Below are 14,501 nucleotides of genomic sequence, written 5' to 3'. Positions count from 1 at the left end.
AATTATGCAACAAGATATTATTAACAATATAGCAGAGATTTGCTATCAGCAGGGAATTGAAAGAGTTATTATTTCTCCTGGTAGTAGAAATGCTCCTCTGACTTTAGCTTTTGTCCGGCATCCCAAAATGCAATGTTATTCCATTAGCGATGAACGCTCTGCTGCCTTTATTGGAATGGGAATGGCACAAGCTAATGCTAAGTCTGTTGCTTTAATTTGCACTTCAGGTTCTGCAGCTCTCAATTATGCGCCTGCTATAGCTGAAGCCTATTTTCAGGAAATTCCTTTGGTAGTCATCACAGCTGATCGGCCGCCCGAATGGATTGATCAATGGGATGGACAAACCATTCGGCAGGATAATATTTATGGCAAGCATGTTAAGAAAAGCTTCAATGTTGCAGTTGATTTATCACATACTGATGCGAAATGGCAAGCCTATAGAATCATCAATGAAGCTGTCTTAGAGAGCTCCCAAGGAATCAAAGGACCAGTCCATGTCAATATCCCATTTCGTGAGCCATTTTATCCTGAAAAGAATGAAAACTGGAATTATGATCAGAATGTCAAGATCATAAAAAGCATTGCTGGAGAAAAAAGACTGAATGAAAATCAAATCAGTCAACTTCAAGCAGAATTAAAAGAGAAGGAAAAAATCGCTTTTGTTTTGGGGCAAGACGATTATACTGAAGACTTTTTAGAAGTACTAAATCAAACTTCCCAGCAACTGAATATACCCATTTTTGCAGACATTATTTCAAATGGTCATTCTCTGAAAAATAGCATAAATTTGCCTGACAGTATTTGCATGTCCATGCTAAAAGATTCTAAAGCTGAAGAAACTCCAGATTTAATCATCAGTTTTGGCAAAAGCATTATCTCTAAAAACCTGAAATTATTTCTCCGTAAGAATATGAAAGCACAATGGCATGTGCGAAATCATCATGCCTTTGTATCAGATCCTTTTCAGTCATTGACTAAGCAAAGTGAAGCTGAACCAACTTTATTCTTACAACATTTAAACAAAAAATCCTCTACTTCATTTTTAGAATTATGGCTTGATAAAAATGCTAACACACAAAACAAAACAGAAGAATTTTTAAACACGCAATCCTTCAGTGAGTTTTCCGCTTTACATGACTTGATTCAAAATCTACCAGAAAATAGTCACTTGCATTTAGCTAATAGCTTGAGTGTGCGCTATGCAAATTTCATTGGAATAAAGAATAAAGATATTCAAGTTTGGGCAAACAGAGGAACCAGTGGAATTGATGGCTCAACTAGCACGGCCGTAGGTCATGCACTGGCACATCCAGACCAAAATCATTTGCTCATCACAGGAGATGTAGCTTTCTTTTACGACCGCAATGCTTTTTGGCATAAATATCCATATCCCAATTTGAAAATCATTTTGCTTAATAATCAAGGGGGTTCCATTTTCAGAATGATCAAGGGACCAAAAGAACAAGTAGAGCTAGAAGAATTTTTTGAAACAGAACAACGGCTAGAAGCTAAAAGCTTATGTCAGGAATTTGGGATAGCCCATTTTTCAGCGCATAATTCAGAAAGCTTTAATACGATAAAAGACAAGTTTATGCAGTATCCTCATTCGGCCATAATTGAAGTAAAAACAGATAGCACAACCAACCAAAAAATATTCGAAGACTTTAAAAAACAATTGATATCATGAGCAAAATTAACTGGACTACGGTAAAAGAATATACCGATATTACATATAAGAAGGCTAATCACGTGGCACGAATTGCATTTAACCGACCAGAAGTGCGTAATGCCTTTAGACCCAAAACAACTGCTGAGCTTTTCGATGCACTTCTCCATGCGAGAGAAGATGATGACATTGGCGTTGTATTACTTTCTGCTGAAGGACCCTCCCCTAAAGATGGAAAATATGCCTTTTGTAGTGGCGGAGATCAAAAAGCAAGAGGAGAACAAGGTTACGTTGGAGATGATGGCGTTGCGCGTCTAAATATTTTGGAAGTACAGAGATTAATCCGCTTCATGCCTAAAGTAGTTATCGCAGTAGTTCCAGGTTGGGCTGTAGGTGGCGGTCATAGTTTGCATGTAGTTTGCGATATGACTTTAGCCAGTAAAGAGCATGCCATTTTCAAACAAACAGATGCCGATGTCACCAGCTTTGACGGTGGCTATGGATCAGCTTATTTAGCTAAAATGGTGGGACAAAAAAGAGCTCGTGAAATCTTCTTTTTAGGAAGAAATTATTCCGCACAGGAAGCCTTTGATATGGGAATGGTCAATGCGGTAGTACCTCATTCAGAATTAGAAGATACCGCTTTTGACTGGGCGCAGGAAGTATTAGGAAAATCTCCTTTATCTATCCGAATGCTGAAATTTGCTTTCAATGCCACAGATGACGGCATGGTGGGACAGCAGGTATTTGCAGGAGAAGCCACAAGACTAGCCTACATGACAGAAGAAGCGAAAGAAGGTAGAAATGCTTTTCTAGAAAAAAGAAAACCTGATTTTGAGCAATTTAAGAGGGTGAGTAATTGAGAAAAAATACTTGATTTTAGAATCTAGACTTATGATATGAAAGGTCTTGGCTCCGTAGCCAAGACCTTTTTTTCTGTCGCCTGCTTCTTGTGCCTTTGGCACAGTGTTCCTCCTGAATTTAAAATATATCCCAGCACTTCATAGCTAGTAATCATCAGAGGTGGTAGTATTTCCTACTTTTTCATAAGGTAGCATGTGCTGGATATCCACTCATCATCTTTCATTTTCAAATTCCTCTAAGCATTCATCCAAACTTCTCCCTTCCATATGAATACACTCACAAAAAGTAAACCCTTTCGTTTCATATTCAGTATTGACAAATTGTGATTGACAATCTAAAATTGAATTCCGAGGCATTGCCTTAAAACCATAAAGGAAAACTGTTAAGGTCAGCAATACTGTTGCTAAAACTCCTAAGACGAAAACAAATGGAAATCTATTACTATACTTCTTCGGCTTTTTCACTATCGGTACTTCAGGATGATTTTTAAAGGGGAGAATAAATCTCACTTTATCGTAGTGCCATACCAAAAGAAAAAGATTTGCTAGCACCATCAAGGGGGATGTCACAAAAGAACCTTCAAATCTCACTGCTATAGAAAGAATACATATATTTAGGATGATGGGAAAATAGATCATAGCTCCTAAAACCACTGTTCTTGGAATCAATAGTAGAACAGCTGCTATGATTTGAGCGTATCCTATAAAAGTATAATAATATCCCGTGTGATGTAACGCTTCCAGATAAGCTCCCATCGGATGCAAAACAGACAACCCACTTGCAAAACGTTCTCCCGCAATTTTAACACCTCCAGCTACAATAAAGGCATATGCTAAAGAAACTCTGCAGAAGACTGAAAACAGCCAATACCATCTATTGCTCTTAGCTTTCAGATAGTATTGGTAAAATTTGGATAAATTACTCATGGTCAGCTAATTTTTCCTGTTTCGCACTTTGCAAATTATACCAATCAATCTTTCTGGTAAAATACATGGTCAATCCTAAAATTACAGATAATCCAATGCTTCCAATCAATAGAGAATAATCAGCTAATTGAAGGGTAACATAAACAAATCCATAAATGCCAATCAAAGTTAAAATTAGTATGATAACCAACTTGCGGGCTTTGATTATATAAAGAGCGTACAAAGAAATCATCCCTACTATACCAAAAGTGGAAATGGCATAAGCCAAATTAAAATTTGAATGCTCTGAAATGGAAACCAACAAAATATAGAATAAGCTTAAAGCAAGTCCAACCAATATATATTGAAAAGGGTGAATCCGTTTCTTATTGATTACTTCTACTAGAAAGAAAACCAAAAAGGTAAGTGCAATGGTCATCACAGAATATTTGGCTGAGCGCTGAGCTTTCTTATAATCATCAACTTCATTCAATAAATTAACGCCAAAAGCAGAAGCATCCATCTTATCCTTCATGCTCCTTCCCGACCAGCTTTGCGGATAGTTTCTATTCAATTCCAATACATTCCAGTCTGCAATAAAACCAGCTTCATTTATATCCCTGTTCTTTGGTAAAAAACTTCCCTTAAAACTGGGGGAAGACCATTCCGATTTCAAATTCACGTGAGTAGTCCCTCCTACTGGAACAAACATTAAATCCTGACTTCCTTGCAAAGCCACTGTAAAATTAAAATCTATCTGTTGATCCTTCTTAGCAGCAATATTCTGAGGATAAATGGTAATGCCAGAACTAATCAAATCAGTTATTTTACTACCTGATTCTACTTTTAGGCTTTCTTCTCCCCATTTAAAATTGATATTATTTCCAATCCCTCTTAAATCAGAGAATCCAATAGTGAGAAAAGCTTTATCATATTGAATTTCCTTTAAATGATTTTCATCGAAAGAAAAATCCATATTAAATGTACCATTCACAATTAAATCAGAATCATATACCACTACATCGTATATCCCCCTATTTAATACTTGGGGCTTCAGTTTTCCATCAATATTCAATTTTTGTGGCAAAATGTATTGATAAACTATGGTTTCTATCAATTCCCCCTCCTTTTCATACTCATATAAAAGCGGTATGGTTAAAATCGGCCCATTGATTTCCTGACTATTTGCCCACTTACCGCTGACTTCAGTTATTGCCTCTTGTTGTAGGTTTTGTCTTTCTGAAATCACATCATTAATCATTGCTGAAGGTATCAGCAAAAGCAACATTAAAATTGTGATGGTTAACAGTTTTAGCATGACTGAATTCCTCAACCAAGTGCTTACTTTTTCGAATAGATTGTTTTCATTATCCATGATAATTATATTTAAGAGTACTTTGTATTTCAAAGTTAAAATGTAAATTTTTTTACTTTAATAGACTTTCAATAGCATTAATATGAGCTTTAAAAGCTCGTTTTCCCGATTCTGTAGCCATATAAGTTGTGTTTGGTTTTCTATCTACAAAGTCCTTTTCAAAGCTGATATATTCCTTTTTTTCTAGATTTTTTAGGTGGCTAGCCAAATTACCATCCGTAACCCCTAATAACTCCTTTAAAGAGATAAAATCAATCTTGTCATTTACCATCAAGACAGACATTATTCCCAAGCGCACTTTGTTTTCAAATGCTTTATCAAGATTGTTCAGTATATTCTTCACGATCCGTACTTCAAATGCATTCTAATTCCGTAAATAATATGCAAAATCCCAAATCCCGCAGCCCATAGCAATAAGCCATAGCCGATAAAATATAAGCCTATTAATCCTAAGACGATCTGAGCTATTCCAAGACTTTGAATATCATGCAGCGTATATTTACTGGCATTTACCAAAGCTAAGCCATAAAAAATCAAAGTTAAAGGAGCAATTACGCCCATATACCCATTTAAAATCAATATAAGACATACCAATCCGCCAGATACTAACGGAATGGCCAAATTCATCAATAATAACTTGGCATGCTTATTCCAAAGTTTCTGTGCTTTCTTCTTACTTGTTCGGTGTGTTAAAATGATGACGGAACCTATGGACAGTATTAGTGTAGCTAAAGCCAAAAGAAATATATCTCTTATAGTTTCCGCTGATAAATAAACAACTTTAAAGCTAGTGTAGTCGGTATCTAAGTAAATATAGTGATAAGCAATAAAAGCAGATACTAAGGCAATGATACCAGCTACTACTCCTGAGATACCACTTAATGAAATGAAACGACCCGAGCGGTCCATCATTTCTCTAATTTCTCGTATGTCTTGAAGATATTTTTCTTGATTCATTCTTTTTACTTTGTAATTCAAAGTACAATGAAATAAATAATATTTGCAAGAAAAATGAATTAAATTTTATTGACCAGCCTAATTATTTCTAAATTCATCCCACCATTCTTGTCGTTTTTCTCTACGCTCTTCTCTCCTCTCCCTTCTTTCCTTTCTCTTCTTTCTTTTTATTCTATCTTTTTTCCTTTTTGCCTTTGATTCACGCGTAATGGCATAATGAACGGAAACGCTAGCTGGAAATTCAAACCAGTCTTCATGATTGATATGGTAGGCGGGTTTTATATCTGCAGAGATTACAAGTGGTAGTGCTGGAATTTTCCATTCAATCCCACCAATGAGGTCATAGCCATAAGTAGATCCGTATTCTTTTAGAGCACCAACGTGCATACCTGCACCAAAAAACAAATTGAAACCTTCTCCTGTAATGGGTAAATGATATTTCGGCAAAACTGCAAAATGAAATGCATCAGGTTCTAAATCCGAAATAGCTTCTGCACTAAAGCGAGGTGAAATCCTCTGCTTAACACTTACTCCATATCTATCTTCGCCAATTCGCAAACCAACGGCTGTACCATATTTTTGAGCCGATAACTGAATGCATATCAACATCAACATAAAAGAGAGTGTCCATTTCATGGGTAGGAAACGCAGTCCCCGATGAAATAGTATAAAATATAACCTACGGCTATTTGATATGTTAGAGAGATTTTAGATTCTAAAATCTTTGTCTTCCATAATAAAAAGATCCTCAATACTAATACTTAATATTCTAGAGATTTTAAATGCTAGAATTACTGAGGGGGTAAATTTACCTTTTTCTATAGCGTAAATAGTTTGACGTGTGACTCCACATTTTTCTGCTAAATCGGTTTGAGACAGACTGTGGCGGGCCCTTTCCACCTTTATTAAATTTTTCATTTATCAGATATTGACTGATTTTCTAATCTTATTGATCAACAAATAGAGCAAAATCTGAGCCTCAAAAAGATAGGAAGCACTCATTTCCCAATCACCTTGAATAACTTTTCTACCTAAAATAAAAATAAGTGAACCGAAAAACACCAAATAAACACTTTCCAACCGAATCTTATAAATAAATTCATCAAAAATTTTATCCCTCGCAAAGGCGTACATCAAAAGCCCACAATAAGCTATAATCTCAAGGACTTCTTGGCTGATAAAGTTGGGAAGAAAATCAATATCTGTGCTACCTGGTGGCTTTCCTGAATATCCATCAGTAAATCCAGCATAAAATTCCATAATAAAATAACCAATAAAAAAGGTTAAGCCGATATACTTAAAATAATATGGTAAAAATTGAAAACGTGCAATCATAAACAAAATGAATTATTATACCTCAAATGTAAACTATAATTTACATTTTGACAAGTTTAGATTAATTCGATCAAAAAAAATACCAACTCTGATTGAGTTGGTATTAATTAATAATAATAAAGCAGTTACTTTTTTACCTTCGACCTCTCATAATTTCGACCCAACCAGTTTGAACTGTCCCATTTACGGTCAGTTGGTAGAAATATATGCCATCAGGATTGTCTCCTCCATCCCAAAGGTTAGATTCTCTGTAATTACTATCACTATAGATAATGGTTCCATTTCGATTAGTAACCACTAGTTTCGCACCGTTATCTGGTAAATTTAGAATTCTAAACTCATCATTATTTCCGTCATTATTTGGAGTGAAAATATTTGGAATAAATGGTCTTCTGTCAAAATCAACAGTAATCTGAAAATCACCTTCTTTACCAATTATTTTATTGTTTTGATCACAACCGAATTCATCATAGAAAACAATTTCATAGATTCCAGGAAGGAGACCTTCAAAGGTTATAATTTCATCAGAACCAAATAAAACTGAATCTACTGTAATACCCGTATAGTCACTTCGGCTATTATTTCCTATTGGTTCAATCAAATTAAGATCAGCAAAATATATTCCATTAGGTGATCCCGAAGTAGTTGCTAAGCGAATAGAAATAGATCCATCTGCGGTAGTTTCTCTAGTTGCAGGAATAGGATTCATATCATTTCGAGTTTGCTCTACTCCTGGAGGTAAATTAGGCTCTGGAATCAATTCTGCGGTTAATTCACTTGTCGGTTCTTCTATAATTCCACTTTGCTTTTCAGATTGAATTATAGCACCGTTACATATTTCGGGTGATTGATAGATCACTACATCATATGTACCACCATCAGGTTCATTTGCATTATCTGGATTTAGTAAAGCATTAGTACTAACAGTAAATGAATCATTTAATTCAAAGTCATTGTATGTTATAGTTTCTCTAATTTCACCATTTTTAGAAATTTGAATGAACAAAGGGAAATCATTATTCGCTACGATATTGGTTAACTCAATAAATCCATTCGAATTAAAGCAAGCAACATCAACTAAATTGAGATCAAAAGTTGGGATAATTGCCCCATCATCAATTCTAATGGTTCCGTCCGTAGAACAAGACTGCTCACTATTATTTGTCCTAATGGTCCAATTATACTGTTCTCCTTTTTCGAATGTGAAATTTAAATCATAATCAGGACCAACAAAAAAGACAGGTTCACCATTATTGCTATCCAAATTCAATGGCAGTTCCACCACTTGCTCGTCATCTGCTCTGTTGAGGATAAGGGTAAATGGACCAGGGATATTATTCACTGTAAATGAACTTAAAGTTACTCTAATACCCTTAGGTTGTTCTATACATCTATTCTCCTGTTGCTCATTTATTTCCGTAACATTAGCGCTAATTTGATTTGGCGCTAACATGTTATTTATTGGAAAATCAACACTACACCCTGTATTATCAATGATGCTTAAAGTTTGTGTTAATTTATTCAAACCTGATATTTGTCTGTTACCATCAAGTTCTACAGTATTACCATCAATTTCAAATGTATAAGGTTCAACACCTCCCGATACTTCAGGTATTTCAATGACCCCATCCGTTTCAGATTCATCACAACTAGCTTCGGTAATAATAATCGGAGAGCCACCAGCTAATTCTATTGGATCGCTTAAATACTCAATTCCAACAGCAACTGATAATTCACAATCAGATGTACCTGCTTGATCACTAACCAATATATTATTCACTTCTGGCAGACCTGTTATTCTATTTCCAGAAGTAAATTCATTCCATATCACTCCATTATCAACTGAATAGTATCCGGTTGAAATTCCTTGCAAAGTAATAACTGCTGAACCATCGGAATCACCATGACAAACAATGTCTTCGACTTCACTTGCCACAGCTGTAAAGGAACCATTATTTTCGATTAATAAACCACCTCTATCTGCAATTGGACAAGCACCTGGATCCACCACATTTTCAAACTGCATAACATAAGTTCCTTCTGGTACTTCATTAAATATACCCGTTGCATTCCGAGCCACTTCATCCCCGTTACCATCTACCAAAATGAATTCATAATTGCTAGGTAAATTATTCAAACTAGCCGAAACAGATCCGAAGACTTCACCACACTCAGGATTAGTGATATTGATATCAACAGCACTTTGATCTACCACTGCAGTATTCTCGATGGTGAAAGTTCGATTTTCTAAACCGCAAGCACTGGTGTTTTGGTTATTGAATTCTAATTCATAATCACCTTCCTCCAAATCAGCAAAAACACCAGTCATATTGGTAGTTAATGAATCTCCCTCAAAATACAGTATGTATTCAAAGTCATCATTAGTTCCCGCAATATTTGCCGAAATAGAACCTGTAGCTATAGTACAAGTTGGTTGCTCAATATCAATTGTAGCCGATAAAGTGGTTTTGGTTCCGATATTAATATTGAATGTATCGGACACACAATCCAAATTCGGATCAGAGGCCACAACAGTATAAGTACCTGTAGCAAATGAGCTGTCAATTTCAATGATCAGTCCTCGCCCTATATTATCGACAATGAATCTGTTGTATGTAGCATCATCAGCTCCAGCTTGCTTGATGTCAAAATTCAATTCAGGCGAACTAGCATTTACATCTCTTAACAAGAAGAACAGTTTGCCATCATCCACACCTAAGCAAGTAGCAGCTTCAGTGATAGGAGAAACTCTGAAATCTTCGCAGTCGTAATCACATTCTGCTGGTTGGGAGATTGTGTAGGTTCTCTCAACAACACATCCATTATCCTCAATCGTTAATTGATAATCTCCGGCAACTGACAGATTATTTATATCTAGGGTAGTCGCTGTAAATCCACTTCCTTCAGGACCAGTCCAGCTGTATGTAGTTGGACCTACTAAATCTACAATTTCCAAATCAATAGCACCTTCTGCTGCTCCGCAATTCACTATATCAGTAACATTTTCACTATCTATACTGAATGCAGCATCTTCAGTTACAACTTGATTGATTACTACTTCACAATTAGTTACATCATCAGAAATAGTTATAGAATAACTTCCTTGAGAAAGTGCATCAAATAATACTGTAGTAGTTCCAGCTGCTAAATTTTGCGGTGTCTCATTACCATCTTCATCGGTTAATGTAGCAGTATATGCATTGCCAACATCAGTAACATCAATTGTTATACTACCATCATTTCCACCACCACAAGATGCAGGTGTTACATTTGCAGGATCAACAGAAGCTACTATTGATGGTGCAGGATTAATTGTAAATGTTTCGTTTGCAACACAAGCATTTTCCTCAACTACCAAGGTATAGTCACCAGGGGCTAACTCTGTGAAGCTATAACTTACATCAGAAGTATCATCTACCCTACTATCAGCTACCTCATCACCGTTTGAATCTAATATATAATATGAAAGGTTATCAGTATTATCAGATACCGTAGCACTAATTTCTCCATTAGCAGTACCACACGTACTTTGATCTACTGGTGTTCCTAAGGTGACAGTAAACGGTACGGGATCAGTTACTTCATAGGTTGCTGTAGTAGTACAGCCAGTTACAGAAGTGATTTGAACATTATAAATACCCGCTTCAAGACCAGTTAAGTCTTCATCTGTATTTGAAACTACATTTCCATCACTATCTGTCCATAGAAAATCGAATGTATCCCCTACTTCAGAACTAGCCACTGTAATATCTATTGCACCATCTGAAGCACCACAACCAGAGGTTTGTGTAATAACTGCATCATCAATACGAATACTATTGATGTCCAAAGTAAATGTAAGCACACTGTCAGCACAAGCTCCTTGTCCTGTTGCTGTTATAGTTAAATCAACTGTACCTGCAGTCGAATCAGCTTCACTTGGAATATAGAAAGTAGAAGGAGAAATGTCATCATCAAAAGTACCAGTACCATTACTAGACCATAATACACTTGCTTCATTGGATACTGTTGCCGCCACATCAAATGTGCTACTTCCATCCACATAACAAATAGCAGCATCAGCAATTGGTTCAATAGTTGGTTTATTATTGATACTTATCACTACTTCATCAGAAACAACTTCAGCAGAGCAAGCCCCCGTACCAGTTACCGTCATTGTTAAAGTAACTGCACCAGCTGTTATATCATCTGTTCCAAATGTATAAACAGGTGTTTCTAATGTATTGTCATTGAATGTACCATCTGTTGAAGTGGTGGTCCACTCTATGGTTCCATTCTCAGCTACTGGTGGCGTATTTCCTCCATCCAATGTGCTTAAATCTATTTCAGTAATATCACAGAATGACTCGTCATTTCCGGCAAAAGCAGTTGGTAAAGGTTCAGCTGTAATAGTTACCTGATTTGAAGTCGGATCACAAATTCCATTATCATCCGAAATAGTCCATTCGAAGACATTATCTCCTATTGTTAAATTTGTAACCTCTGCAGCAGGGTTATTTTCCTCTCCCGGAGCAAAATCACCTGACCCGCTAATTAAAGTCCATGTACCAGTTTCATCTGTATCGGCTGCATTAGCTGCTAAAGTGGCCGTTGTGCCACATACTTGTTGATCAGTGCCTGCATCCGCAACCGTAATATCTTTTCTTGTAATTACAATCGTATCGCTGTCAGAGCAATTCGTAATCGTATTTTCTAAAATCCAGGCTAATTCATACGTTCCTAACTCAAATAAATCTTCAAGAGTAGTTGTAGGGCTAGTAGGATCAATAATATTTGCAGCTGCACCTGCTGGTTGACTAACTATTTGCCATTCACCTGCTTGATCTGCAGCTAAAGCATCAGCATAAAGCTCCAGCGTTGGTAAGCATATAGTCGAATCAGCACCTGCAACAGATGTTGGAGGAGTTGGAGCAGTGATATTATAATTTCTAACAACGGTACAACCAGCTTCTTCTAATGTTACTGTATAAGTTCCTGAAATATCCAATCCAGTAATTGAATTAGTATTACCTGGATCTGCAAAGCCTGTAGGACCCGTCCATGTGAAAGTAGGAGTTCCACCGGATACAGTCAATTCTATTGAACCATCACTTCCACCACAAGTTGTAATATCATTTACTGTTTCGGTATCAATAGTGAATGTTGCATTTTCATTAACATCTTCCGTAATATTTACTTCACAGTTTGTCACTTGATCTCTTACAATTATATCGTAAGAACCTAGTGTTAAACCTGTGATAGTGTAAGTATTTGTTCCTGCTGTTTGAACACCTTCAGAAACCCCATCCACTAAAATATCAAAATCATTTCCAGCATCAGTAATGGCTAAAGTAATAGTTCCGTTTGCACCACCACCGCAATCTGCTGGAGTTTCACTGTCAACAGTTGCTACAATTTCTGTTACTGCATCAATAGTAAATGTCTCTGACTGAGTACATGCTCCTTCTTCTACAAATACTTCATAATCGCCTGGGGCTAAACTAGTGAAGCTATAGTTCGTTGAAGCATCAGCATCCGACCTATCTACTTCTGAAGTAGTATTTGTATCTACTACATAATAATTGAATGGGCCAGCCCCACCGGAGACACTGACACTAATTTCGCCATTGCCTACATTACACTGAGATTGATCCACTGATGTAGTTGCAATTGTAAAAGGTACTGGGTCAACAACGGTATAAGTATCAGTAAAAGTACATCCTGTATTATCAGAAGTTACTACAACAGTATAATCTCCGCCTTCTAAACCAGTTATATCTTCTGTTGTGGCACTAAATCCATCGGGACTTGTCCAAGTGAATGTAAAGCTATCACCTGCAAAAGAACTTGTCACATTTAAAGCTATTTCCCCATCAGGAACACCACATCCTGTAGTATTAGTAATCGATTCAGAAACCGTTAAGCTACTTACCGTTATCGTTACATCTGCTGTCGCATCTGGACAGCCCGTAGAACCTACCGTGTAGGTAAAGGTGTAAACACCTGCCGCTACTCCGCTGAAGTTGGCCGTTGACGTAGTCCCGTCACCCGGTTGACTGATCGTTACCGCCTCTGGATTGCCAACTGCTGCCGTAAAACTTCCACTCACCTCTGGGCTACCACCAAGAACATTGTACAGATTAAAGGCTCCATCGTTGTTGCACGCATCGGCTGCACCTGCTGTCCCCGCATCGGGCAGAGCATTCACATTTATGGTCAGTACGGCCGTGGATGGGCTACAACCTGGCGCTGTCACTTCGTAGGTGAAGTTATATTCTCCTGTAGCGGTAGTTAAATCCGCTCTTCCGGTCGTGCCATCACCACTTTGGGTCAATATACCAGTCGCTGGATTACCTACATCTTCCGTCCATGTCCCATCCACATCTGGAGTGCCGCCAAGGGCTGCATACAAATCAAAATTATTATTGTCCTCGCAAGCCTCAACTGTCGCATTCGTTCCTGCATCCGGAGCTTCGCTTACCGTTATCGTTACATCTGCTGTCGCATCTGGACAGCCCGTAGAACCTACCGTGTAGGTAAAGGTGTAAACACCTGCCGCTACTCCGCTGAAGTTGGCCGTTGACGTAGTCCCGTCACCCGGTTGACTGATCGTTACCGCCTCTGGATTGCCAACTGCTGCCGTAAAACTTCCACTCACCTCTGGGCTACCACCAAGAACATTGTACAGATTAAAGGCTCCATCGTTGTTGCACGCATCGGCTGCACCTGCTGTCCCCGCATCGGGTCCAGCTTCAACAACAATTCCAGTTATTTCTGCAGTACAGCCATTATCATCAGTAACTGTTACAGAGTAGGTCCCATCATCAAGCCCTGAAATATCTTGTGTTGAGGCAGAATTACTCCAAGCATAAATATAATTACCGCCTCCATCTGGAGTACCTCCACTTACATCAATATCTATTGCACCAGAGTTAGAATTACTACAATCATCTGTTATTGAATTAATTGATGCAACTAACTCCGTTGGTTCACTGATAATTATACCTGAAAAACCACTGGAATAAGAACGAAGAGTATTACCGCAAATACCAGTATCCCTCGACCCTATTGTGTAACCAATACCATCTTTAGTTGTTGGAACATTTGAAAAGGTAATAACAGTGCCTGAAACACTTAATGTAATAGCTGGATTAATATCACCACCCGGAGAAACGCCAATATCGTCATATACCCAGTCATTCTCACCGCCATCGTAAAGACCGAAATTAAAATCAGATGGGTCCAAGCTAACATCAGAAGCATCTTTCAACTCAAAAGAAATAGTTCCATCCTCAGCCCCAAAGCATAATGCATCTATGGCCACGATAGTTGCCTCGGTATTTGAATCATTTGGACATTGAGCATCTGCTATTGAAATACTCAAAATAAATCCTAATATTATGGTATAAATATATTTCAT

General features: G+C 37.4%; 10 protein-coding genes. 2 read left to right on the top strand and 8 right to left on the bottom strand.

What is annotated here, in order from left to right:
• Positions 1-4 precede the first annotated feature (4 nt).
• The gene (menD, locus tag FTRAC_RS18855) at positions 5-1,687 is read left to right on the top strand and encodes a 2-succinyl-5-enolpyruvyl-6-hydroxy-3-cyclohexene-1-carboxylic-acid synthase (RefSeq protein ID WP_013455887.1); all 1,683 of its coding nucleotides are present in this window, start codon (positions 5-7) and stop codon (positions 1,685-1,687) included.
• Positions 1,684-2,529: a 1,4-dihydroxy-2-naphthoyl-CoA synthase gene (locus FTRAC_RS18850; RefSeq protein ID WP_013455886.1), complete on the top strand. Its 846-nt coding sequence runs from the start codon at positions 1,684-1,686 to the stop codon at positions 2,527-2,529. The genes menD and FTRAC_RS18850 overlap by 4 nt, the downstream gene beginning before the upstream one ends.
• Positions 2,530-2,742: 213 nt before the next feature.
• On the opposite strand, the gene FTRAC_RS18845 is transcribed toward FTRAC_RS18850, so the two are convergent.
• From FTRAC_RS18845 to FTRAC_RS18810, 8 genes are all read right to left on the bottom strand, one after another.
• The gene (locus FTRAC_RS18845; RefSeq protein WP_013455885.1) at positions 2,743-3,456 is read right to left on the bottom strand and encodes a hypothetical protein; all 714 of its coding nucleotides are present in this window, start codon (positions 3,454-3,456) and stop codon (positions 2,743-2,745) included.
• Positions 3,449-4,810: a cell envelope integrity protein CreD gene (gene creD, locus FTRAC_RS18840; protein ID WP_013455884.1), complete on the bottom strand. Its 1,362-nt coding sequence runs from the start codon at positions 4,808-4,810 to the stop codon at positions 3,449-3,451. The genes FTRAC_RS18845 and creD overlap by 8 nt, the downstream gene beginning before the upstream one ends.
• A 52-nt stretch (positions 4,811-4,862) precedes the next feature.
• Positions 4,863-5,153: a winged helix-turn-helix domain-containing protein gene (locus tag FTRAC_RS18835; RefSeq protein ID WP_041650015.1), complete on the bottom strand. Its 291-nt coding sequence runs from the start codon at positions 5,151-5,153 to the stop codon at positions 4,863-4,865.
• Positions 5,150-5,767 (bottom strand): hypothetical protein, encoded by a 618-nt coding sequence (locus FTRAC_RS18830; RefSeq protein WP_013455882.1) that lies wholly within the window; start codon positions 5,765-5,767, stop codon positions 5,150-5,152. Before FTRAC_RS18830 ends, FTRAC_RS18835 begins: the two co-directional genes overlap by 4 nt.
• 78 nt (positions 5,768-5,845) lie before the next feature.
• Positions 5,846-6,403, bottom strand: a complete 558-nt coding sequence (locus FTRAC_RS18825; RefSeq protein WP_013455881.1) for a hypothetical protein — start codon at positions 6,401-6,403, stop codon at positions 5,846-5,848.
• Between the two features lie 72 nt (positions 6,404-6,475).
• Complete coding sequence (locus FTRAC_RS18820; RefSeq protein WP_013455880.1) at positions 6,476-6,685, bottom strand: helix-turn-helix transcriptional regulator; 210 nt, start codon at positions 6,683-6,685, stop codon at positions 6,476-6,478.
• A 3-nt stretch (positions 6,686-6,688) separates the two neighbouring features.
• Positions 6,689-7,102 carry a hypothetical protein gene (locus tag FTRAC_RS18815; protein WP_013455879.1) on the bottom strand — a complete coding sequence of 138 codons (414 nt, stop codon included), beginning with the start codon at positions 7,100-7,102 and terminating at the stop codon, positions 6,689-6,691.
• Positions 7,103-7,235: 133 nt separating this feature from the next.
• Positions 7,236-14,501, bottom strand: a complete 7,266-nt coding sequence (locus FTRAC_RS18810; RefSeq protein WP_013455878.1) for a T9SS type B sorting domain-containing protein — start codon at positions 14,499-14,501, stop codon at positions 7,236-7,238.

Origin of the sequence: Marivirga tractuosa DSM 4126, from assembly GCF_000183425.1 — a bacterium.
Taxonomy (GTDB): domain Bacteria; phylum Bacteroidota; class Bacteroidia; order Cytophagales; family Cyclobacteriaceae; genus Marivirga; species Marivirga tractuosa.
The sequence above is the reverse complement of the archived record's forward strand: the minus strand, read 5'-3'. Positions and strand labels throughout refer to the sequence as shown.

What these genes read in the sequence shown, in the direction of transcription:
- menD (WP_013455887.1), top strand. Translation starts at nt 5, where the DNA reads ATGCAACAAGATATTATTAACAATATAGCAGAGATTTGCTATCAGCAG.
- FTRAC_RS18850 (WP_013455886.1), top strand. Translation starts at nt 1,684, where the DNA reads ATGAGCAAAATTAACTGGACTACGGTAAAAGAATATACCGATATTACA.
- FTRAC_RS18845 (WP_013455885.1), bottom strand. Translation starts at nt 3,456, where the DNA reads ATGAGTAATTTATCCAAATTTTACCAATACTATCTGAAAGCTAAGAGC.
- creD (WP_013455884.1), bottom strand. Translation starts at nt 4,810, where the DNA reads ATGGATAATGAAAACAATCTATTCGAAAAAGTAAGCACTTGGTTGAGG.
- FTRAC_RS18830 (WP_013455882.1), bottom strand. Translation starts at nt 5,767, where the DNA reads ATGAATCAAGAAAAATATCTTCAAGACATACGAGAAATTAGAGAAATG.
- FTRAC_RS18825 (WP_013455881.1), bottom strand. Translation starts at nt 6,403, where the DNA reads ATGAAATGGACACTCTCTTTTATGTTGATGTTGATATGCATTCAGTTA.
- FTRAC_RS18820 (WP_013455880.1), bottom strand. Translation starts at nt 6,685, where the DNA reads ATGAAAAATTTAATAAAGGTGGAAAGGGCCCGCCACAGTCTGTCTCAA.
- FTRAC_RS18815 (WP_013455879.1), bottom strand. Translation starts at nt 7,102, where the DNA reads ATGATTGCACGTTTTCAATTTTTACCATATTATTTTAAGTATATCGGC.
- FTRAC_RS18810 (WP_013455878.1), bottom strand. Translation starts at nt 14,501, where the DNA reads ATGAAATATATTTATACCATAATATTAGGATTTATTTTGAGTATTTCA.